Raw genomic sequence first — 20,531 nt, 5'->3', positions numbered from 1 at the left:
ACGGCGCCGCGACTCACTGGGGGGCCTGGACCGGCAGGTCATAGACAGTCACAGACACGCCGTGACGGGTCAGCTCGTCTTCGATGATGGGCGCGATCACCGCCCAGTCGCCGCCCGCCACCCCCGCACCAATCCGGGGCATGTGGACGCTGGCGCCCAGGCGCCCGGCCTCCAGGCGCACCCTCGCCAGCCCAGCGCGAATCGCTTCGTAGCGCACCGGGGGCTGGGCGGTGGGCCTGCTTTTGCGGGCGATGTTGTGCTGCCCCACGAGATTGGCGACGACGAGGTCCGGCGCCACCGGCACAAACTGCACCTCGCCCAGGGCGTAGGGGTGCCCGGTCTCTCCAGCGGCCCAGCGTTTGAATTCCGCTTCGGGAGTGGGGAAACGCTTGGAGAGCGCCAGCACAAACCCCCGGCCCCAGGCACCGATGTCGTTACATACATGCACCAGCAGCTTTGGACCCTCGCCCTGCGGCTGGGTGGCGTCGCCCGTCACGTACACGATGGTCATGCCTCTCCTCCTTGGCGGCCCACCCAGACATGGCCGCGCTGCAGGGCGTACAGCGGTTCGCCCACATCCAGGGTCAGGACACGGTGGGGGCGGCGCAGCCACGAGAGCCGTGCGGCCACCTCCTCGCTGCTCAGGAAGACCTCGTCCAGACCGGTCTGCCACTGCAGCGTGTCCAGTCGCGGGTCCTGCAGGGCCAGCCCAGGCGGCAGCGGCCGGGGCTCGGCGGGCGTGAACATGGTGCGGTACATCTGCGCCCGCTCGGGCGAGGCCATCACCACCTGCGAATCCACGAAGTGGGGCCAACCCAGCCACAGCGCCAGATACGCCACGTCGTTGCGGCCCGCAGCGGCGCGGGCCCAGGCGGCGTGAATGTCCAGCAGCCCGGCCAGCAGTTCGCGCCGCACCCACGCGGGCGGCTCGCGGCAGGGAAAGCGGAACCAGGGGTCCACCCAGAGCTTGACGTACGTCACGCCGAAGTGCTCCAGGGCAGACCAATCGGGTTCCAGATGCTGTGCACGCCAGCGGGCCACCCGCCGCAACTGGGTGTGGCCGCCGCGCAGTTTTTTGCGGTTGGTCAGGCGTCTCACAGGAAAATCCGGTACACCACCTCGGCGGTGCAGGCAGGCCGGGCCTCACCTTCGATCTCAATGGTGTTGCCCAGGGTGAGCTGCACGTGGCCTTTGCCCTCCTGTACAGCCTGCAGCACGGCGCGGGTGCGCAGCCGGGCCCCGGCGCGGACGGGGGTAATAAACCGCACGCGGTTGAGGCCATAGTTCACGACCAGCCGGGCGCCTTCAAGGGCAGGCACCCCGCCCTGGGTCATGAATTCACCGGCCAGCAGCGACAGGGTCAGAAAGCCGTGGGCGATGGTGGTGCCAAAGGGACCGGCCGCCGCGCGCACGGGGTCGGTGTGAATGAACTGGTGGTCGCCCGTGGCGTGGGCAAAGGCGTCAATGCGGGCCTGCGTCACCTCTACCCAGCCGGAGCACGCCACCTCTTGCCCCAGGTGCGCGGCCAGTTCGGCGGGCTTCATACGGCCGTGATTCCGCCGTCCACGGCGATGTTCTGCCCCGTGATGTACGCCCCGGCGTCGCTGGCGAGCAACAGGGCGAGGCCCTTGAGGTCCTCGTCGCCGCCCAGCCGGCGCATGGGGGTGTGCTCCAGAATGGCCGCCTCGCCGTAGGCCAGGGTGCCCTTGGTCATCTTGGTGGGAAAGTAGCCGGGGCAGATGCTGTTCACCGTGATGCCCTGCGCGGCGAATTCGGCGGCCAGGGCGCGGGTGAAGTTCACCAGGGCCCCCTTGCTGGTGTTGTAGGCCAGGGTGGGCACCATGCGGGGGTCGTTGCCCTGCAGCCCCGCCACCGAGGCCACATTGATGATGCGGCCCCAGCCACGCGGCAGCATGGAGCGGCGCAGCACGCTCTGGGTCAGCACAAAGGCGCCGTTGACATTGACATTCATGACCTTCTGCCACGCCTCCAGCGGGTGCTCGGTGGTGGGCGCGCCCCAGGTGGCCCCGGCGTTGTTCACCAGAATGTCAATGTGCCCCACCTCGGCCAGCAGGCCCTCTACGGCAGCGTCAATGGTGTCCAGGGCCGAGAGGTCGCAGGGCAGCACATGCACCGTGCTGCCCTGCGTGCGCAGGTGGGCGGCCGCTTCTTCGAGTTCGTGGGCCTTGCGGGCGGTGAGCACCACGTGGGCGCCGTACTCGCCCAGGGCCTCGGCGATTTGCAGGCCCAGGCCCCGGCTGCCGCCGGTCACCAGGGCCACCTTGCCACTCAGGTCAAACAGTTGCTTCAGGGGCATGGACCATCCTCCAGGGTGAGATGTGGGTTCAGCATAGGCCGGAAGTTACGCGCACGTCAATTTTGAACGTGGGCGGAAAAGATAGGCCGCCGTCCGGTGATGCTGGGCAGGACGGGCGAAGCGCGCGCTACGCTGCGGTGATCCCGTTTGCTTTCCTCTTCCCTCCCCCTCAAGGAGCCCCATGACTGTCCTGCTGAACGACCCCGTGACCCGCACCCAGGCCTACTTTGACGGCGAGTGGCGCGCCGGCGCCCGCACTTTCGAGGTGATTCACCCCGGCACCCTGGAACCTATTGGCGCGGTGGCCGACTGCACCGCCGACGACGCCCGGCGCGCCATTGACGCCGCCGAAGAGGCCCTGCGCGCGTGGCGGCAGGTCAATCCGTACCAGCGCGGCCAGATTCTGCGCCGCTGGCACGACCTGATGTTCGAGCACAAGGAAGAGCTGGCCCGCCTGATGACCCTGGAAATGGGCAAGCCCATCACCGAGACGCGCGGCGAGGTGCATTACGCCGCCAGCTTTATCGAGTGGTGCGCTGAGGAAGCCGGGCGCATCAGCGGCGAGCGGATCTCCATGCGCCAGAACCGCAAGCGCGGCTTCACGAACGCCGAGCCGGTGGGCATCGTGTACGCCGTGACCCCCTGGAACTTTCCGGCGGGCATGATCACCCGCAAGGCCGCGCCCGCCCTGGCCGCCGGCTGCGTGATGATCCTCAAGCCCGCCGAGCAGAGCCCCATGACCGCGCTGTATCTGGCCGAATTGTGGCTGCAGGCGGGCGGCCCGGCGAACACCCTGCAGGTGCTGCCCACTAACGACGCCCCGGCCTTCAGCGCGCCCTTCATGGCCGACGAACGGGTGCGCAAACTGACCTTCACGGGCTCTACCGCTGTGGGCCGCCTGCTGTACACCCAGGCCGCCCAGACCCTGAAACGGGTGTCGCTGGAACTGGGCGGCCACGCGCCTTTCCTGGTGTTCGAGGACGCCGATCTGGAAAAGGCCGCCCGCGAGGTGGTGGGCAGCAAGTTCCGCAACGCCGGGCAAACCTGCATCAGCACCAACCGCGTATACGTGCAGCGCGCCGTGGCCGAGGAATTTACGGCCATCCTCACCCGCCTGACCGGCAAGCTGGTGCTTGGCGACCCCTTGCTTGAAGGCACCGGCGTGGGCCCGGTGGTGGAACAGGCCGGCCTGGACAAGATTCAGGCCCAGGTGCAAGACGCCCTGCAGCGCGGCGCCCGCGCCACGGTGGGCGGCACGGTGAAAGAGGGGCTGTACTTTCACCCCACCGTGCTGACCGACGTGCACCCAGAGTCCCTCATTCTGCGCGAGGAAACCTTTGGGCCGGTGGCGCCAGTGGTGCCGTTTGACACCGAAGAAGAGGCCCTACGGCTCGCCAACGCCTCGGAATACGGGCTGGCGGCCTACGCCTACACCCGCGACCTGGGCCGGGCATGGCGCGTGGCCGAGGCCCTGGAGTACGGCATTGTGGGCATCAACGACGGCGTGCCCAGCGCGGGCGCCCCGCATGTGCCCTTCGGCGGCATGAAGAACAGCGGCGTGGGCCGCGAGGGCGGGCACTGGGGCCTGGACGAGTACCTGGAGACCAAGTTCATCTCAATGGGCCTGTAAGAGCGGCAGAGAAGGGGGCGGACTGGGAAGGCTTCCCTGGTCTGTCCCCTTACTTCGCCCTACAGCACCAGTCGGCCCAGCTTGCGGTATTCGAGGTGCAAGGCTTCTTCCACCAGTGGCTGGGTCAGGGGGACGCCGCGCGCCACGGCCATGAACACCGCGTTCATCACCACGCTGCGGATGTTGCCCCCGGCCACATCGGCGGCGGCCAGCTTGGGGAAATCCAGGGCGCTGGTGTCCAGGGTCTTGGGAAAGGCCCCGCGCCACAGCCGCTCGCGTTCCTGGGCCTGCGGCGCACGGAAGTTGATCACGAACTGCAGGCGGCGCATAAAGGCGATGTCCATGCTGCTTTCCATGTTGGTGGTTAGCACCGCCAGCCCGTTAAAGCTCTCCAGGCGCTGCAGGAGGTAGTTCACCTGCACGTTGGCGTAGCGGTCATTGGAATCGCGCACCTCACCGCGTTTGCCAAACACGCTGTCGGCCTCGTCGAACAGCAGCACGCAGCCGCCCTGGTCGGCCGCATCGAAAATCTTCTTGAGGTTCTTCTCGGTTTCCCCGATGTACTTGCTGACCGTGCTGCTGAGGTCCACCCGGTACAGGTCCAGGTTCAGGTCGCGCGCCAGCACCTCGGCGCTGAGGGTCTTGCCGGTGCCGCTGGGGCCGCTGAAAAGGGCGGCAATAGAGCGGCCGCGCCCCGGGCGGGCCATGCCCATGTCCTCGTACACCTGCGAGCGGTGGCGCACATGCGCGGCGATCTGTTCCAGGGCGGCGCGGTCGGCGGCGGGCAGGATCAGGTCGTCCCAGCCTGCCCGGGTTTCGATGCGCTGGGCCAGCGAGCCCATCAGGCGGCGGTTGGCGGTGCGGGCCGCTTCCCAGGCGCGTTCCAGCCGGGCGGCGTGCGAAGCATTGGCCGCCAGGGCGGCCCTCGCCTCGCGCGCCAGGGTGTCAATGCGGTCCAGGCTCAGCTGGTACTGGTCACCCAGCTGGCGCAGCAGACTGGACTCGCCGCCCACGCCCAGCGCCTGGGCCCAGCGTTCGCGCTGCTCGGCAGGGGTGGGGGCCTGCACCTCCAGGGGCAGGATGGCGCGCGCCGACTCCAGCGGCAGCGGATCGGGCGCCAGCATCACGCACAGGCCGGTAGCCGCCTCCAGCACGCGCCCGGTCAGGTCGTCCAGAGTCTGGCCTTCGGGGGCGTCCCCGGTGGCATCCAGCACCAACGGCGTACTGTTCACGCGCCCACTGCGCTCCAGGGCCCGAAGAATCACATTCAGCTCTTCGGCGGGGCGGGTGGCCAGGGCCGCCACGTCCACCAGCAGGGCCGGGCCCACCGGGTCAGCCAGCAGGTGCCCGGCCAGCGAGCGCATAGCGGCGGTCTGGGTGCCGTAGAGCAGCACCGCCCGCTCGTTGCCCCCGCGCGACAGGTGCTTGCGGGCGGTTTGTAGCGCCGCCTCCTGCGAGTCGCTGAGCAGCCCCCCGGCGGGCAGCGGCTGCGCCACGCCGCGCAGTTCCAGGGCCGCGCCGTCGTCGCCGCGCAGGTAGGCCAGTGCGCCGGCCGTCAGGCGCAACGGGGTCAGGGCCTCCACCACGCTGGCATTCACACTCTGGCCGAATTCGATCAGGTGGTAGCGGAACAGCGCGCCGCCGGGCTGAAAAGCCGCCACCTCTGTCCCAGCAGGGTCTGGCAGCCAGCGCCGGCACAGCGAGGGGGTCAGGAAGCCGGCGTAGGGCCCTTCCAGCTGCAGCGCGGTGGCGCAGGCAGCCAGGGTGCGCTCGGGGTACAGCTCGGTGGCCAGGGCCAGGGCCACCACGCCGGTTTCAAAGGGGGTCAGCTCCAGGCCCCGGGCCAGTGCACCCAACCGGGTCTGTTCCAGCTCATCGGGCAGCACCACCTCGTAGGCGGCTTCGGGGTCACCCTGTTCACTCAGTGCGGCGTCCAGCACCTGGGCACTCAGGCTGTCGCAGACGGCGCGCAGTAGGCGGGGATCCTGGGCAGCGGGGCGGGGGGCGGTGCGCGGCATCAGTCGTCCAGCCCAATCGCGTACTTCACGCGGGTGTCGCCGTCGCCATCATCCACGATCCGGAACGCGGCCTGATAGGTTCTGACGGCGCCGCTTGCCAGCCGCACCTTGCCGCTGCCCACCGTGCAGCGCGCCCCCGTCTGCAGGGCGCGGTAGCAGGCACTCAGCTTCTGGCCGCTGATAGGCGCCCCCAGCACCAGCCGGGTAAAGTTGCCCAGCAGGTTCAGGGTGGCGGCCGGCAGGGTCTGGCGCACCGCCGTGTCAAAGGCCAGATCGGTGTACACGACGACATTCCCCTCATACATCACGGTGGCTTCGGGAAAGAAACGGCCGGCGTCATGGCCCCGCAGCACCTCGGCCGCCCGGGCGGATGGGGGCACCACGTACCAGCCCTGCGTGCCGCTGGTGGTGGTGCCCACCGAGGTGGACCCCACACACTGGTACGCCCGGCAAAAGGCCGCGCCCTCCATGCCCACGGCGGCAGGCACCGGCCCTTCCACGCTGGACACGGACCGGAACAGGGCCTGCCCCAGCAGCGGACGCGGCGCCGTCGTGGCCGCCCCCGCCAGTCCCACGGTGGCCAGGACCCCCCCGGCCAGCCGCCGTCGCATGCCCGCCTTCACTTCTTCTTCACCGCCGCAATCCAGAGCATGTCGTGCTCGGCCACCGTGGCCCAGGACCAGACGGTATCGTTGCCGCTCTTGGTGCCGTCGTGCTTGTACTGGCCGTCCTTGTCCTTGGCAGCCAGTCCGGTGTTTTTCTTCAGCACCGACTTGCCATACGGATCATCTACGATCAGGCCCTGCTCATTCATGCCCTGCAGGCGCACGATGTGCCCGTTAATGCTGAACATCACCGCTTCGCCGTCTTCGAGGTGCTTGCGCACGGTGCTTTCCCAGAACTTCCGGTCGCGGCGGGGCGGAATGGTGTCGTACGAGGCGCCCATCAGGCCCAGCACCTTGCCCCAGCCTTCCATGGTGGTGCGGTGAAAGCGCTGGTACGAGCCCTGGCGCGCCTTCTGCGGCGAGAGGCCGGCGGCCAGCAGCTCCTGGTAGCGGGCGTCCACGTACTTGCGCCGCAGGTCTTCCAGATAGTCCTCGAACTGGGGAAAGTCCTCGGGGTTGGGGTTCTCAATGCCCAGCTGCTCCAGCACCATCGCCGCGCTGGTGAGGTTGCACATCACGTTGCCAATGCGGGTGTTGGGTCGGTCACCGTCCACCGCGCGCCCCAGACTTTCGTTATTGCGCTGCGAGTGGTGCGGGGTCTTTTCCTGCAAGATCAGGTACAGCTCGGCCCGCTGCGACTGGGGCTGCAACTTGATCAGTTCCCGCGCCACCCGGATCTGCTGGGAGGTGTACTGCGGGGTGTCCTCGGTGAGTTTCATCAGCTGGTCCAGGGCGTCGGGTTCGCCGGCCGGTTCCTCTTCCTCACGGATCTCTACCGCTGGGGGTTTGGGCAGCACGGGCGCAGGAATGGGCGTCCGCTCAGCTGGGTCCAGGCTGAACAGCGGCAGGCCGTTGTCGTGGTTGGGATCATAGACGTAGAACAGCTGCGTTTTGCCGTCGAACTTGCGCCGCGTGGGCTTCAGGTGCCGGCTGCGCTCATCCAGGTTCGCCTTGAAGTTGGCCGTGAAACGGCCGCGCACCGTGTCGGCGGCTTCGGCCGGCGTGTTGTGACCGTCTTGATCGGCGTCCATGGGGTTCTGGCGGTAAGCGGCGCTGCCCTCACTCACCCAGACATCCTTCTCGGCGTACTTGGCGCTGCCTCCCAGGTGGCCCATGTACACCTCTTCCAGCGAGGTGGTGCGCCCAGCGGCCTTGGCCTTCTTGTCCACGCCGTGCATGTGCAGCTTCAGGTGGATTTCCACGTAGGCCAGCTGCTGGGTGGCGCTCAGGGCGGTCAGGTCCTGGGTGGTGTTCAGCGGCCGGAGGGGCAACTTGCGCTTGGCGATATGCGCGTTGATATCGGCCAGCGCGTCGCGGCCAATCTGCCCCAGCCCCTTGTACTGCGTCTTGCGGTTCTTGTTGCTGGTGGGGTCCAGGTTGCTTTCCAGATTCAGAAAGGCCAGCACGATTTCTGGGGTGGTGTTTACGGCTGCGGCCACCTGCCGCAGCCGGGGCAGAAAGCCGGGCTCGCGCAGGGCTGGCAGGTCAGGCAGGGCGTCCGTGCGGGGGCCGCTGGCGGTCTGACCGCCCCCTGCCGCCGGGGGTGCTGACACCGGTTTGGCCGCCGGTTTGGGTCGGGGCACGGCGGCGGCCAGGCGGGTGAAGGCGAAGTTCTCCAGCGAGAATTTACGGTTCTTGAACTCGCTCACCTGGGGCATGCCGCCGCGCAGCGACCCGGCAAACCGGGCACCATTTTCCGTGCCCTGCAGGGTAAACGAGTCGTCGCCCAGCACCCGGCCGGACAGCGGCCAGTTCTGCCCGCGCGCCTTGCCCTTGGGCTGTACCGCGTAGTGGCCGCTCAGCTGCCCGTCAGCCGCACGTTTCAGGTGCAGGTGAAGGGTCAGCTGGCCGTTGTCATGCCGGAAGTCGCGCGTCCAGGTCTGCCCGCCCGGGCGGGGCCCCCCCGGTTGGGGCGCCGCTTTGGACTGGCCCCAGCCCAGGGCGTCCAGCACGCCGTCGGCCAGTTCCTCGACTTTCTGTTCCAGGGTGTCCAGAAGACCGGGCGGACGTTTTTGCAAGTTGGCCTGTGTCATAAGGGCTCCTGAGGAAACAACTGCCGGAAGGGGCGGGCTTCTCTTTGGTCGCGATCTATGCTGAAGCGCACGGGGCCAGGATTCAGCGAGATTGAGGGGACACGGGGGCTGAACGCTGCCACTCAGTTCAGGTTGATCATCACGCCGCGCACGTCCACGTTGCCGCCGCCGCCGTCAATACTGATGCCCATGCGGGCTTTCAGCTCCAGCTTGCCCGTGCTGGTAATCGTTACCGTGTTGCTGCGGGTGTTCAGCAGCACCTCGTTGCCGTTCTTGTCGCGCAGAATCACCTGGGGGCCGCTGCCCTCGGTCAGCGTGAGGCGGTGGCCGTCCTTGGAGCGCAGTTCGACAAAGGGTTTTTTCTTGTCGTCGTTCAGCTCCAGGGCGTGATTCTTGCTGCTCTGCAGGGTAATTTTGGGCGGATCGGGCGCGTCGGGGTCGTCGTAAATGAACTCGTGGCCCAGGCGGGTGCGGTAAACCCGCTGAATCACCTTGCCGTTCTTGACCACCTTGTTCACCGGGCGCGGCGGGCTGTCCTTGCCGTTCCACAGGCCCCCAATCACGTAGGGGTGGTGAATATCGCCGTGCTCGAAGCCCACCAACACCTCGTCATTCACTTCCGGGGTGTGGTGCGAGCCCCGGTTGGGGCCGTTGCCCAGGCCCGCCACGCGCGCCCAGTCGGTTTCGTCGTCCTCGGTCAGGGCGGGCAGCTTCAGCTTCACGCGGCCCTGGTTCTCCGGGTCGTTGTTGTTGGTGACCACCCCGATCATCAGGCCCTGCACCGGGGTATAGGGGGCGTCGGCGCCCGCGCCACTGCTGGCAGCACGCAGCAGACTGCCCAGGGAATCCGGTCGGCTGCCAGTCACACTGAATTCGGTGCTGTAGCCCTCGCCGTTGCGGTAGACATGGCGCACGTTGCTGGCAATGTACTTGCCGCTAAAGCGCCGGCCCACGTTCTTGATTTCCAGGGTGGTGCCGGCCGTCAGGCGCGGGTAGCCAGCGGTCACGCCCCGCGCTTCCAGCAGATGTTCAGCCACCGTGTTGCGCTGGGCCTGGGCAATGGCCGCCGCGTAGCCCTGGTCGCGAACGATCAGGGTGCTGGAGGTGGCGGGCGCTTTCATGTTGAAGGCCTGCTGGGCCACACCCTCGCTCTTCGTGCTCTCGGCCACTTCCGCTTTGCCTTTGCCGCTGGTGGCCTGCCCCACCACACTGCGTTTCTGCTTGGGATCCCAGGAGCGCACGGTGCTCTGGCTGGTCTGCTGCAGGCTGGTCAGGCGGGGCAGAAACTCCGAGAGGTTGTCGCCCCAGGTCAGCTCAATGCGGTCCTGGCCGCGCACCGGTTCGCAGTGCAGGGTGGTGCCGTCGGCGTACAGAATCATGCCCAGGCGCGAGACCCGCTCGCGCAGGAAGGCCAGATTGGTCTGGTTGTGCTGCAGCACGTAGGGGTGGACCACGCTGCTGCCTTCGGTCTTGGCGGTCATGCCCGCCTCGCCGGCCAGTTTTTTCACGAGGTCCAGGTCGCTGATGTTCTGGAAGGACCGGGTGTGGGTGCCGCGCGCCAGCCGGTGCAGCCGGTCAAAGGCGCGCAGACGCAGTTGCTGGGTGGACTTGGTGTAGCGCGGCTCAATCTCCACCAGCTCGCCGTCGAACACCGTCTCCTTGTGGTCTTGCACCTGCGAAATAATCTTGATGCGGGCGCCCAGCTTGAAGCGCTCGTCGTCCACCAGCATGCCCTCAATGTCGCGCAGGGTGATGGTCGCCACATCCGGGAGTTGCAGGCTGCTGTCCACGGTGATCTCGTGAATCACCTCGAAAAGCTCGCGGTCCATGTCCCGGCCGTCCACATTCATGTAGAGGCTGCTGACTGACCCTTCCAGGGGGTCGCGCACAGTACGGGTCATGCCTTAGCCCTTCCCGAAAGCTGTGCGGCGCAGGTCGCCGGAGAACCCCCGGTCGGCCGCAGCATTGCGAATGCCCTGACTGACATGAACGGACTTGGGGCCTGGAGAGTTGGGGTTGTAAAAAGCGGTGCTGCGGTCGGCCTGCTCGAACGTCACCTTGATGATTGAGCGTACGGGCGTGCCATCGGGCATAAACAGCGTGAACTGCTGCTCCATGTCCTTGATCACGGCTTCAAAGTGCCAGGTGCTGCCCCACTGAAACAGCACCTTGGGCGGCCGCAGCTTTTTCATGCTGGCCCCCTTGGCCGTTTCCGTTGAAGAGGGGTCCATCTGCGTCATCGCCCACAGGCGGTCGGTGTGCTTGCGCACGTCTTCGACGACTCCCGGCTGCGCACGAAACGCATAGGTGTCGAAGAACAGTTCCAGCGTCAGCTTGGCCGGGGTGCCGCCGGCATAAATCTTGTTGCCGGTATCGCTGTTGTCGTTGCTTGCCGTCTTCCATTCCAGGCTGCGGGAAATGGAGTATTCGCGTGGGTTGAACATGCACGGAATCGGCTTGTCGTACTTGCGGCTCTTGCCGTCGCCTTCAACGGGAACAATCTGTGCACGGGCAAACTGTCCACCTGAACCTGTTGGAATGATAGGCATAGGGTCACCTCCGGTGTGAAATTAGCGGCAGTCCTGGGGGGGCGGGGTGTTGGGACGGTAGGCGCACCAGCGTTCGCTTTCACCTCGGAAGGTGTAGGTCCCTGTCATCGTCTTGCGTCCCGTGTTAATCGTCAAGATCAGTTTGAACTCTTCGAGTTGCGGAGAACTGGCCGTGAGGGTGTTGCCCGTGAAGGTAATGTCCAGCGGCACATTGGCCAGAGCGTCATTTTCGCCCACAAAGATCCCGCTGGCCCGACGGCCCTCAATGCCGGAGATGGTCAGGGTGCCCAGGGGGTGGTTCCACAGCCCGGCCAGATCGGCATAGGGACTGGTCGCGGCCGTCACGGTCACGGTCGTACTGCTGCGCGGGAGAGTACCGCTGCTGGTGGTGGCCACAAGGTTATAGGTGGTGGTCTGGGTGGGGGTCACACGCACGCTGTCATTGGGCCGGAACGTACCGTCAATGCCCTCGATGCGCACACTAGTCACACCCACACTGCGCCAGCTGAGGGTGGTGGAGGACCCAGCTTTGATGCTCCTGGGAGTGGCGAGAAAGGAGGTCACGCGGGGAGACACACCAGGGGGCGGGGGAGGTGGATTCGCCCCTGGCCCTGGGTTCGTCTGCTGCCCACCCACTGAAGGAGGCGGGCTGATGCGAGGAGTCACATTCACCGTCACGCTGCGCTGCTGGTTACCTGCCGTCAGCACGAAGTTTGTGGTCTTGTTCAGCTGCACGGTGGCGCTGCCCTGCGGCTTCCACAGACCACCCGGCAGATTGCCCACCAGATTGGTGATACGCACGGCGCTGGCATTGCTCACGTCCCAGGTGAGGGTCACCTTGCCCGGCGCGCTCAACGAGGTGGCCGAGGGCCTGAAGGTGTTGATGCGGGGCAGGGGCGCGGGTTTCACGGTGATGGTCTGGCTTTGCGTGCTTTCGCCCGCGCGCAGCACGAAGGTGCGGGTAGCACTGACCGGCACCGAGGTGCGACTCCTTGCCGGCCACGATCCATCGCTGTTGGGACCGCGTACGCCGTCAATGCGGACGCTGGAGGCGTTCTTCACATCCCAGGTGAGCACCGCCGTTCCCGAGCCAGTGACCTGGGTGGGCTGCACGCTGAAGCTGCTGATGATGGCTTGTGGTAAGCGAACATTCACTGTCTGCGTCTTCTGCTGGGCACCGACACTCAGCACGAAGGTGCGGGTCTTCGCCACGTTCACGGTGGTTTCGCCCTTGGGTGGCCACTTGCTGCCGGCCAGCGGGCCAGCCACACCCGCAATGCGCACGGCGCTAGCGTTCGCCACCTCCCATTTCAGGGTCACGGGCCCTGGCGCCTGCAGGCTATTGCTGGACACGCTGAAGTTACGGATTTCCACTGGACGGGGCTTGACCACGACCTTGCGCTCCAGCTTGTAGAGCTTGCCGTTCCGCAGCGGCAGAATAAGGGTATACACGCGTGTCTTGTTCAACTTCTCGTCGGTTTCACTGCCCTCGGCGTCGAATTTGCCATTAATGGGCCCCTTCAACGGTGAGATGGTGGCTGTTTCCCAGCCTGGAGCGTTCCAGGTCAGTGTCACGTCGCCTTCGCCCAGAATTTCTTTGGGTTCGGCGGTAAAGGTGATCTTCTGGAGATTGGCTTTTTCCTGTGCCTGCGCTTCTCGCTCTAAGCGCTCTCGCTCTTTTTTCTCTCGTTCTGCTTGTTCAGCCTCTTCTTTCTCTTTTTCATCAACGAACTCGACGGCAACCTGCTTGCTCACCGGCACCTGATCGCCAGCCTCGTTACGGGCGGTTAACGTCACAGTAAAGCCACTCGACTTATCAGGCACAGGCTTGATGGTGCTACCTTCCGGCCCACTGTCTTCGGCCCCTTCGCCATAATTCACATTCACGCCGCTGGCATTCTTCGTTTTCCAGGTAATCGTGATCTGCTCGTTGGACTTCACCGGGTTGGGCGAGACCGTGAACAGGGTGAATTCCGGCTTGGGCAGCGTGATTTCCAGGCGGGCGTTGGCGCTCTTGGTGAGGTTGCCGCCGCCCACCGCCGTCACAGTGTAGGTGGTGCTGTCCTTGGGCGTCACCGTGCGTTTGCCCTTGGCGGGCACGGTGCCCAAGCCGTCAATCGTGACGGTTGTGGCGTTGCGAATATCCCAGCTCAGCACGGCACTCTGGCCCTTCTGGATTTCAGGCGGGTCAATCTTGAAGGTTTCCACCTCTGGGCCCAGCACACTGACGCTGCGGCTGTCGCTTTCCTTCTCGGTGCCGTTCCTGGCGCTCAGGGTGATGTTCAGGTCCTTGTCGGGAATGAACGAGCGCTTGCCCTCGGCCGGCACCTTGCCCAGTTCGGTGATGGTCACTTCTTCGGCGTTGCGCACCTTCCAGGTCACGGTGACCTTCTGGTTGCCCGCCACCCGGGCCGGCGACACGTCGAACTTCTCGATCACCGGGCGGTCAAAGCGCGACTGCACCACCTCGAACTTCTCGGCGCGGCGGCCAATCAGGGACCGGGCCACCAGGGTGTAGCGCTGGTCCTTGGTGATGCCCTTCTTCACCTGGAAAGTGCCGTCGGGCGGCAGGTTCTGACCATCAGCTCCCAGTTCCAAAATACTGACTCGGCGGGCATTGCTGGTATCCCAGCGCAGCGTGAAGGGCTGCCCAGGGCGCACAGCGGTATCACTGCTGTTCAATGTGAACTGTGTAATCACCGGCGGGCGCGTCAGCCACCAGATCAGAATACCCAGTAGCAGCAGCAGAATGGGAATCAGCCACAGGGGAATCAGGGGGTTGTGGTGCAGTGTGGCGCGCGCCTGCGTCATCAGGTGGCCGCTGTCGTCCTCGCTCTGCGGCACGCTGTACAGGTCCACCCGCATCTCGTGGTGCGAGGACGTCCCCACCCAGCGCAGGGGCACGCGCACTTTCAGCGTTTCTTCCTGGCTCTGGCCGGGTTCCAGCTCCAGCAGGGCCGGCAGGCCTTCCAGACGAATACGTCCCTGGCCGCCCACCAGCCGCTGGGCCGCCATCAGCGCGGCGTGGCGGGCCTGCTGGGTGGCCTGCCGGGCGGCTTCCTGGGCCATCAGCGTGGGGTCAATGCCCCGCCCGGTCATCATGGTCGTCTGCGGGATGTTGGCGTTCAGCAGATCCTGCGGGCGCGGCACCGCCAGCATCTGCCCTTCGTGGTCCAGCAGCTTGGTCAGCGCGTCCTGGCGGGTGTTGCCTTTGTTCTCCACCCGCAGGGTGTAGGTGGTGTGGCGCCATGTGCGGCGCACGGGGGGCAGCAGGGTGGCAACCAGGTCATGAAAGGGCGTGACCTCGATGGTCATGGGCGCCTCGCCGTATTCGGCGGGGTTCTCGCGCGAGCGGGCGCGCACCTTGACCTCGTAGGTGCCCGCGCGGCTGCGACTGTCACGCGGGGCCAGCAGCGTCAGGCTGGTCTGGCCCTGCATGCCCGGGTTCAGCTGCACCTCGCCGTGGGCATCCTGCACCCACTCGGGCGGAATGCCTTCCAGGCTCACGCGGAAGTGGTCCACCGTGCGCCCGGTGTTCGCCAGCCCAATGTCCAGCACATACGGCGTGCCCGGCGAGAGCTTGATGCTGGTGCGCTCGGGGCTCACCACGATGCGGGGGCGCACGGCTGCCGCCTGCGGTTCCAGCAGCACCAGCCAGTAGGGCCGCAGGTACAGCGGCGTGCGGGTGGGCCAGCGCAGCCGGGTCATGGGGGTCAGGGGCAGCCCGTCCATGACGGTGCCGTTGGTGGCCGTCAGTTCGGTGACATGCGCCTGTCCGCCACTGAATTCCACATTCAGGTGGTGGCGGCTGACCCCAACGTGTTCCAGCACCACCGCGTTATCCGGCGCGCGGCCAATGGTCAGGGTGGGCACGGTAATCGGCTGGGCGCGCACCAGTTCGTGACGCTCACTGAACACCAGCAGTTGCAGTTCGGGGCCGGGCGTCACGCTGTCCAGGCGGGGCGGCGGCGGCAGCACCGGCAGGGCCGACAGGCGCAGCGTGGGCTCGGGGCCGCCGGGCATCAGGGCGTTCAGGACCTCCTGCAGCGCGGCTTCCAGGGCCTGGGCGTGCGGGTAGCGGTCCTCGGGGTCCTTGGCCAGACAGGTCAGGACAATCTCTTCCAGCGCCCCCGGCATGTCGGGACGCAGACGGCTGGGCTGGCGCGGCGCCACGTGCTGGTGCTTTTCCAGGGCCTCAGCGGCGTCCCGGATTTCAAAGGGCACCATGCCGGTCAGCAGTTCGTACAGAATCAGGCCCAGGGCGTACAGGTCGGTGCGCAGTTCGTTGCGCACACCCCGGCACTGCTCGGGGCTCATGTAGGCCAGGGCGTTCACCACCGCGCGGTCATGGGTGCCGTAGCTGCCCGCGCGCAGTTCTGCCAGCCCGAAGTCGCTGAGCTGCGTGACGTAGCCCGTGTGGCCCAGCAGCGCCCGCCCGGGTTGCAGAATCAGGTTTTCCGGCTTCAGGTTGCCGTGCATCAGGCCGTGGCCGTGGGCGTGGGCGAGGCCGGCGGCGGCCTGCCGCACCAGTTCCACCGCTGTCACGATGGGCAGCGGCTGGGCGGCGCGCGCTTGGCCCTGCAGCAGCTGGCGGGCGCTGCCCTGGCGGCCCAGTTCCATGGCGTAAAAGGCGCGGTGGTCGCGCTGCTGCAGCGCTTCCGTGGGCAGGATGTGCGCGTGGCGCAGCGAGGAGACTTTCAGCAGCAGCCGCTCCAGCTGCATGATCAGGAACGACTGGCCACTGCTGGCGTCATCCAGAATGCGCAGCGCGACTTCGCGGCCCTCGTCAAGGTCGGTGGCGGCATGGACAGGGCCCAGCCAGCCCCCGCCCAGCAGGCGGCCCAGTTGATAGTGGTGGAAGATCTTGGTCTCAGTCATGCGCGGGGTCCTGTGTCGGGGGCCTCTAAGGACAGGCGGCCAGGGTCATCGGGGGGTGCGGAAACGGCCGGGGCCTCCACAAACTCTACGGTGACCTGCACGTGGGCCGGGGCATGGGTGAAGATGAACTGCGTGATGGCCTCGCGGCTGGCGGTGTCCTCGCCGTCTGGCGAGTCCAGCAGCTGCACGGTCAGGGTGTGGGGCTGGGCGGTGTCTTCGCGCAGCACGGGGGTCAGGCCGTACACCGTTTCCAGGGCGCGGCTCAGGCCGTAGCGGGTGCCGCGCCAGCGGTACAGGGTTACGGCCTCGCGCATCCAGGCGCGCTGGCGGCCTTCGGGCCAGTGGGGGTCCAGGGGCAGCCCCAGCCAGCCGGCCATCCAGCCCAGCACCTGCGGCGGCGCCACCCGGGGATCAAAGTGCAACTCAATGCTGTCCTGGCGCCGCTGCAGCGGTTCCCACATCGCCTCAAAGATCTTCAGGTAGCGGCCCAGGAATTCGGACTCCTGAAAAAAGGGCGGCAGGAACTCGGTGTACAGCGCCAGCCCGTCGCGGGGCGGGCGCTCGGCGGTGAAGGTGGGCAGCGGCGGGCGGGCCGGGCGCGCGGCCAGTTCGCCCTGCACGTCCACGCGGCCAGTGGGACGCGCGGCCTCGGCGGTGACCGACGGGTCGGCCAGAAAGGCCAGGGTAAAAGGGCCAATCTGAATCTCGTCGCCCTGTTCCAGACGGTGGGGCTGGTTGGGCGAGAGGCGGTGCCCGTTGACAAAGGTCACGCCCTCGCCGCCCGTCAGATCGGTTAGCAGCAGGGCGCCCGCTTCGGCGGTAATCTCGGCGTGGCGGATGGCCACACTGGGATCACGCAGGGGCAGGCCGTTGTCGGGGGTGCGGCCAATGGACAGCTGACGGCTGAGGGTCAGCACCCTCAGCACCTCGCCGCGTACGCGGACCTGCAGCTGGGCCATCAGTGGTCCACCCGCACGTGGTGCACGTCGGACACGATCAGGGCCTGGGGCGGCAGCGGCAGGCTGCCGGTGATGGTCTCGCGCGTTTCCGGCTGGCCGGGCTCAGTGAGGACCACCTGCACGTCTTCCGCCACCTCCACGCCGGGCACCGCGCGCAGCAGGCCGTACAGCTCGCTGATGCTGAGGGTGCGGCCGAAAGGCCAGCCCTTGCCGTCGGGGCCGCCCGTGAAGGGGTTCAGGTAGCCGTACAGCGCCTGCATGGCGCGGCGGCGCACATCCTCGCGCACCGGGCGGCTGGCGCCCGCACCCGCGCGCAGGGTGGCGGTCACGCTCACCCACACGTACTGCGGGGCGCGCAGGTCCAGGGTGGTCCCCACCGGGCGGCGCAGGTCCAGCTCTTCTTGCACCGCGCCGCGCAGTTCGGCGCTCAGGGTCAGGCGCTCGGGGGCAATGCGGCCGGTCAGGGGGGCCAGGGGGTCGGTGCTCACGTCGTCCAGGCCAATCAGGTCGTCAAACGAGACGTCCGGCAGCAGGGCCAACGTGACCTGTCCGGCCGGCACCGTCAGGGCGCGGATCTGCCCAGGGTAGGTCTGGCCGGGCACCGCCATGTTGGGGGTCACGCAGCGCGCGCGCGCCACGCCGGGCACCTGGGCGGCCAGCAATTCGTAGTCGTCGGCGGTCACAGCGCGGTTGCGCAGGCGCAGCAGGTAGGGCACGCGCTGCACGGCGTCTTCCAGCAACTGGCCGTTGCGTCCGCCCGCCGCTGGCGCGTGGTTGGTCACGCGGGCCACGTAGGGTACGCTGGATTTCAGCACGCTCAGGGCGCGGGCCGGGACGTTGCCGCCCGCACCGCCGCCATACTGGTAGCGGCGCATGCGGATGGTGGCGCCCTGCGGCGGCACCGCGCCGAAGCGGTACACGCTGCCGTCGGCCTGCAGGATGCTGGGCCCAAAGGCCACCTCGCCCGTGGTGGCGTCCAGGGTGAAGTGCCGGTCCTCGGGGGCCGAGGTCGAGAAGTCCGGCACCGGGGTGTACAGGTGAATGTCGCCCTCGGCAGTCACCACTTCCAGCACGTCCCGCTCGGGGTCCAGGTGGAGCACTGGCTCGTGCAGCAGCCGGAAGCGCTGCCCCGGGGTGCCGTTGCTCTGCCCCAGCAGCTCGTTCTGCACGATGGTGGCGTGCCGGGCCGGCACCGTGATGCCCCGGGCGTCCACCAGCAGCGTCTCCAGGTCAGGGCTCACCTTGTAGCCCGCGTGCATCTGCTCGTTCGTCAGGCGGCAGCGCAGCCAGTAGCCGTGCTGGTCGAAGAAGGTGCCCTCGCGCATGGTGGGCAGGCGCAGAATCAGTTCGCCGGAAACGTTGAAGGCCTGGGTGCCGTCGTACTCCACCTCGCAGGTGGCCCAGCGGCTGACCCCGCCCTGCCACGCTTCCCACACGTACGGCGGGTGGTTGGGGTTGACCCCGGCGCCCCCGGCGAGCTCCACGCCGAAGGTGAGCGCCACCACATGCTCGCTGTGGTCGCCCTCCAGCTGAATGAACAGGGCGTCGCCGGGACGCGGCTGCGGCTGGAAGATGGGAAAACGGTAGCCCGGCAGCCCCAGGTGGGCGAGGTCGTGGCGGGTGGCGTCGCTGTGGCCCTCGCCGCCCTGCCCTTCGGTGTCCAGCCGCACCTGCGCCAGCGTGTTGGCGGTGTACAGCCCGCGCAGCGTGGGCGGCCGGATCAGCCCGGCGCGCTCGGTGGAGAACACGATGGCCTCGTTCACCTCGGTGCGCAGGGTGGCGATCTCGGTGCCCGCCGCGATGCTCAGCGGGGTGTCCTGCGGCGCGCTGAGGTAAAAGGTGACCGGCGCCCCGGCCGCGCGCGGCGGCGCGAGCTGCACCCCGATCATCTCCAGAAAGGCGATCAGCAGCTTGTCCGGGACCTGATTGACCCGGTAGAGCAGCAAGTCCGTCATCCAGGCGAACACTTCCAGGATCGCCATGCCGGGATCAGAGGCGTTGTGGTCGGTCCATTCGGGGCAGAACTGCGGAATGAGCCGCCGCGCCTCGTCCATGATGTCGTCGAAGCGGCGGTCGTCCAGGTTCACGGTCGGTAGGGGCAAGGCAGGGTCTCCGGGAAAGCAGGGGAAGGGCTTAGGGGGTGCGGTAGAAGGGAAACACCAGTGAGCGCGGTTCCGGGGTGCCCTTGAGGCGGTAGAGCAGGTCCACGATGATGCGGGAGCTGTCGGCAGGGTCCAGGCGGGCCTGAACGTTTTCCACTTCGATGCGGGGCTCCCACATTCTGAGGGCTTCGTCCACGTAGTACGAGGCCAGACCCAGGGTGGTGGCGTCGCCGGGCGCAAACACCAGTTCGTGAATGCGGCAGCCATACTCCGGGCGCATCACGCGCTGGCCGCGTGCGGTCATCAACAGGGTCAGGATGGCCTGGGTCACGGCGCGCTCGCCGGACACCATGCTCAGCTGCCCACGCGCGTTCACGCCCACAGGAAAGGCCACGCCCGTGCCCAGCACGTCGGCCGCAGGCGTCAGAGGAGACGGTTTGGTCATGGGTGGGCTCCGGGGTAAAGGGGGCAGGCACGCACGGCCGCACTGTACCCGCTCACGCGTCCTCCAGAACGCGAGGTTGCGCCTGGGGACTGTGGGGCGCCAGCGTCAGCTGCCGGCCATCCAGGGTCAGGATGTCCAGTCGTCCCACCGCCTCGCGCGGCACGTTCAGGTGCACCACGCCCTGGGTATCGGTAAAGGCGCGCGCGCCGCTGTCGGTGCGTACCAGGGCGTCGGTCAGCGGCAGCCCGGCTTCGTCGCGCAGCTGCCAGCTGGAGCGGACGCGGGTGCTGACGGCCGGGGTGTCGCGCGTCAGGCCGTCGTGGAAGGCGAGGTCGCGCTCCAGCACCAGCGGCGACTGGGCCGTGACATTCAGGTCCAGCGGCACCGTCACGGTGTAGCTCAGGTGGGGCCGCACTGGCTGACCCAGGCTGGAAAACACGTTCTGGGTGCCCTCGCCGGGAGCCACCACGCCCAGCACGCCCATGTTCAGGCGCCGGACTTCCCCGGGCAAGTACTGCTCGTCCCAGTCGCTCTGGCGCATGAGCGCGGCCAGCACCCGCCACAGCACGTTCCATTCGTCGCGGCCCAGTTCATCCAGCTGGGCCTTGAAAAAGACCGTGACTAGAAAACGCAGGTCAATGCGCCGGGGGGCCAGGGTGCGCTGCACGCCGCCGCGTACCGGCGCCTGCGTGAACTCCATGGAGCGCAGCCCCGCGTTCTCGCGCAGGTCGTGCATGAAGAAGTTCAGGGTCGGCCGCGTCAGCCCAGACACCCAGCTGGGGGTAGGGGCCGCAAAGCGGATGTCCAGCGCGTCGCGGGGCAGCGCCGCTTCGGTGTAGACGAGTTCTTTCAGGGCCTGCTGAACGTCAGCAATCATGCCAGAACTCCTGGCATCTGGTAGCTCTGGCCCGTTTGGAGCCCCAGTCGTGTGAGGT

At 67.4% G+C, this 20,531-nt stretch carries 15 protein-coding genes; 1 reads left to right on the top strand and 14 read right to left on the bottom strand.

All coding sequences use genetic code 11. The annotated features are described in order from the left end of the window. Positions 1–13 precede the first annotated feature (13 nt). Genes KMW22_RS14350 through KMW22_RS14335 form a run of 4 tightly spaced genes read right to left on the bottom strand, consistent with a single transcriptional unit; the run spans position 14 to position 2,317 of the window. Entirely contained in the window at positions 14–511 is a 498-nt protein-coding gene (locus tag KMW22_RS14350) for a macro domain-containing protein (RefSeq protein WP_221090735.1), read from the bottom strand. Further along, positions 508–1,098 (bottom strand): hypothetical protein, encoded by a 591-nt coding sequence (locus KMW22_RS14345; protein WP_221090734.1) that lies wholly within the window; start codon positions 1,096–1,098, stop codon positions 508–510. The genes KMW22_RS14350 and KMW22_RS14345 overlap by 4 nt, the downstream gene beginning before the upstream one ends. Continuing rightward, positions 1,095–1,544 carry a MaoC family dehydratase gene (locus KMW22_RS14340; protein WP_221090733.1) on the bottom strand — a complete coding sequence of 150 codons (450 nt, stop codon included), beginning with the start codon at positions 1,542–1,544 and terminating at the stop codon, positions 1,095–1,097. The genes KMW22_RS14345 and KMW22_RS14340 overlap by 4 nt, the downstream gene beginning before the upstream one ends. After that, positions 1,541–2,317 (bottom strand): SDR family oxidoreductase, encoded by a 777-nt coding sequence (locus KMW22_RS14335; RefSeq protein ID WP_221090732.1) that lies wholly within the window; start codon positions 2,315–2,317, stop codon positions 1,541–1,543. The genes KMW22_RS14340 and KMW22_RS14335 overlap by 4 nt, the downstream gene beginning before the upstream one ends. A 181-nt stretch (positions 2,318–2,498) precedes the next feature. Between KMW22_RS14335 and KMW22_RS14330 the strand changes: the two genes are divergently transcribed. Beyond that, on the top strand, positions 2,499–3,947 hold the full coding sequence (locus KMW22_RS14330) for an NAD-dependent succinate-semialdehyde dehydrogenase (RefSeq protein ID WP_221090731.1): 1,449 nt from the start codon (positions 2,499–2,501) through the stop codon (positions 3,945–3,947). 59 nt (positions 3,948–4,006) lie between these two features. Here the strand turns inward: KMW22_RS14330 and KMW22_RS14325 are convergent, their stop codons facing one another. The 10 genes from KMW22_RS14325 to KMW22_RS14280 form a co-directional block, all read right to left on the bottom strand. Then, on the bottom strand, positions 4,007–5,965 hold the full coding sequence (locus KMW22_RS14325; RefSeq protein ID WP_221090730.1) for an ATP-binding protein: 1,959 nt from the start codon (positions 5,963–5,965) through the stop codon (positions 4,007–4,009). After that, positions 5,965–6,576, bottom strand: coding sequence for a hypothetical protein (locus KMW22_RS14320; protein ID WP_221090729.1), 612 nt, complete (start codon positions 6,574–6,576; stop codon positions 5,965–5,967). The genes KMW22_RS14325 and KMW22_RS14320 overlap by 1 nt, the downstream gene beginning before the upstream one ends. Positions 6,577–6,584: 8 nt before the next feature. Beyond that, the gene (locus tag KMW22_RS14315) at positions 6,585–8,663 is read right to left on the bottom strand and encodes a C39 family peptidase (protein ID WP_221090728.1); all 2,079 of its coding nucleotides are present in this window, start codon (positions 8,661–8,663) and stop codon (positions 6,585–6,587) included. 122 nt (positions 8,664–8,785) lie between these two features. Then, a complete protein-coding gene (locus KMW22_RS14310; RefSeq protein WP_221090727.1) occupies positions 8,786–10,564 on the bottom strand; it encodes a VgrG-related protein in 1,779 nt (592 codons plus the stop codon). Between the two features lie 3 nt (positions 10,565–10,567). Continuing rightward, on the bottom strand, positions 10,568–11,212 hold the full coding sequence (locus tag KMW22_RS14305; protein WP_221090726.1) for a CIS tube protein: 645 nt from the start codon (positions 11,210–11,212) through the stop codon (positions 10,568–10,570). A gap of 21 nt (positions 11,213–11,233) precedes the next feature. Next, on the bottom strand, positions 11,234–16,090 hold the full coding sequence (locus tag KMW22_RS14300; RefSeq protein ID WP_221090725.1) for a serine/threonine protein kinase: 4,857 nt from the start codon (positions 16,088–16,090) through the stop codon (positions 11,234–11,236). Next, a complete protein-coding gene (locus KMW22_RS14295) occupies positions 16,087–17,049 on the bottom strand; it encodes an FHA domain-containing protein (protein ID WP_221090724.1) in 963 nt (320 codons plus the stop codon). Before KMW22_RS14295 ends, KMW22_RS14300 begins: the two co-directional genes overlap by 4 nt. Beyond that, positions 17,049–19,151: a putative baseplate assembly protein gene (locus KMW22_RS14290; protein ID WP_221090723.1), complete on the bottom strand. Its 2,103-nt coding sequence runs from the start codon at positions 19,149–19,151 to the stop codon at positions 17,049–17,051. Before KMW22_RS14290 ends, KMW22_RS14295 begins: the two co-directional genes overlap by 1 nt. Before the next feature lie 31 nt (positions 19,152–19,182). After that, on the bottom strand, positions 19,183–19,596 hold the full coding sequence (locus KMW22_RS14285; RefSeq protein ID WP_221090722.1) for a GPW/gp25 family protein: 414 nt from the start codon (positions 19,594–19,596) through the stop codon (positions 19,183–19,185). A gap of 52 nt (positions 19,597–19,648) precedes the next feature. Further along, positions 19,649–20,473: a DUF4255 domain-containing protein gene (locus KMW22_RS14280; protein ID WP_221090721.1), complete on the bottom strand. Its 825-nt coding sequence runs from the start codon at positions 20,471–20,473 to the stop codon at positions 19,649–19,651. Positions 20,474–20,531: the final 58 nt, after the last annotated feature.

Source organism: Deinococcus aquaedulcis (assembly GCF_019693445.1).
In the GTDB taxonomy this organism is placed as follows: Bacteria; Deinococcota; Deinococci; order Deinococcales; family Deinococcaceae; genus Deinococcus; species Deinococcus aquaedulcis.
Note: the sequence above shows the minus strand (reverse complement) of the source record. Positions and strands in the feature narration are given on the sequence as shown.

What these genes read in the sequence shown, in the direction of transcription:
- KMW22_RS14295 (WP_221090724.1), bottom strand. Translation starts at nt 17,049, where the DNA reads ATGGCCCAGCTGCAGGTCCGCGTACGCGGCGAGGTGCTGAGGGTGCTG.
- KMW22_RS14285 (WP_221090722.1), bottom strand. Translation starts at nt 19,596, where the DNA reads ATGACCAAACCGTCTCCTCTGACGCCTGCGGCCGACGTGCTGGGCACG.
- KMW22_RS14335 (WP_221090732.1), bottom strand. Translation starts at nt 2,317, where the DNA reads ATGCCCCTGAAGCAACTGTTTGACCTGAGTGGCAAGGTGGCCCTGGTG.
- KMW22_RS14320 (WP_221090729.1), bottom strand. Translation starts at nt 6,576, where the DNA reads ATGCGACGGCGGCTGGCCGGGGGGGTCCTGGCCACCGTGGGACTGGCG.
- KMW22_RS14300 (WP_221090725.1), bottom strand. Translation starts at nt 16,090, where the DNA reads ATGACTGAGACCAAGATCTTCCACCACTATCAACTGGGCCGCCTGCTG.
- KMW22_RS14315 (WP_221090728.1), bottom strand. Translation starts at nt 8,663, where the DNA reads ATGACACAGGCCAACTTGCAAAAACGTCCGCCCGGTCTTCTGGACACC.
- KMW22_RS14280 (WP_221090721.1), bottom strand. Translation starts at nt 20,473, where the DNA reads ATGATTGCTGACGTTCAGCAGGCCCTGAAAGAACTCGTCTACACCGAA.
- KMW22_RS14310 (WP_221090727.1), bottom strand. Translation starts at nt 10,564, where the DNA reads ATGACCCGTACTGTGCGCGACCCCCTGGAAGGGTCAGTCAGCAGCCTC.
- KMW22_RS14325 (WP_221090730.1), bottom strand. Translation starts at nt 5,965, where the DNA reads ATGCCGCGCACCGCCCCCCGCCCCGCTGCCCAGGATCCCCGCCTACTG.
- KMW22_RS14305 (WP_221090726.1), bottom strand. Translation starts at nt 11,212, where the DNA reads ATGCCTATCATTCCAACAGGTTCAGGTGGACAGTTTGCCCGTGCACAG.
- KMW22_RS14350 (WP_221090735.1), bottom strand. Translation starts at nt 511, where the DNA reads ATGACCATCGTGTACGTGACGGGCGACGCCACCCAGCCGCAGGGCGAG.
- KMW22_RS14330 (WP_221090731.1), top strand. Translation starts at nt 2,499, where the DNA reads ATGACTGTCCTGCTGAACGACCCCGTGACCCGCACCCAGGCCTACTTT.
- KMW22_RS14340 (WP_221090733.1), bottom strand. Translation starts at nt 1,544, where the DNA reads ATGAAGCCCGCCGAACTGGCCGCGCACCTGGGGCAAGAGGTGGCGTGC.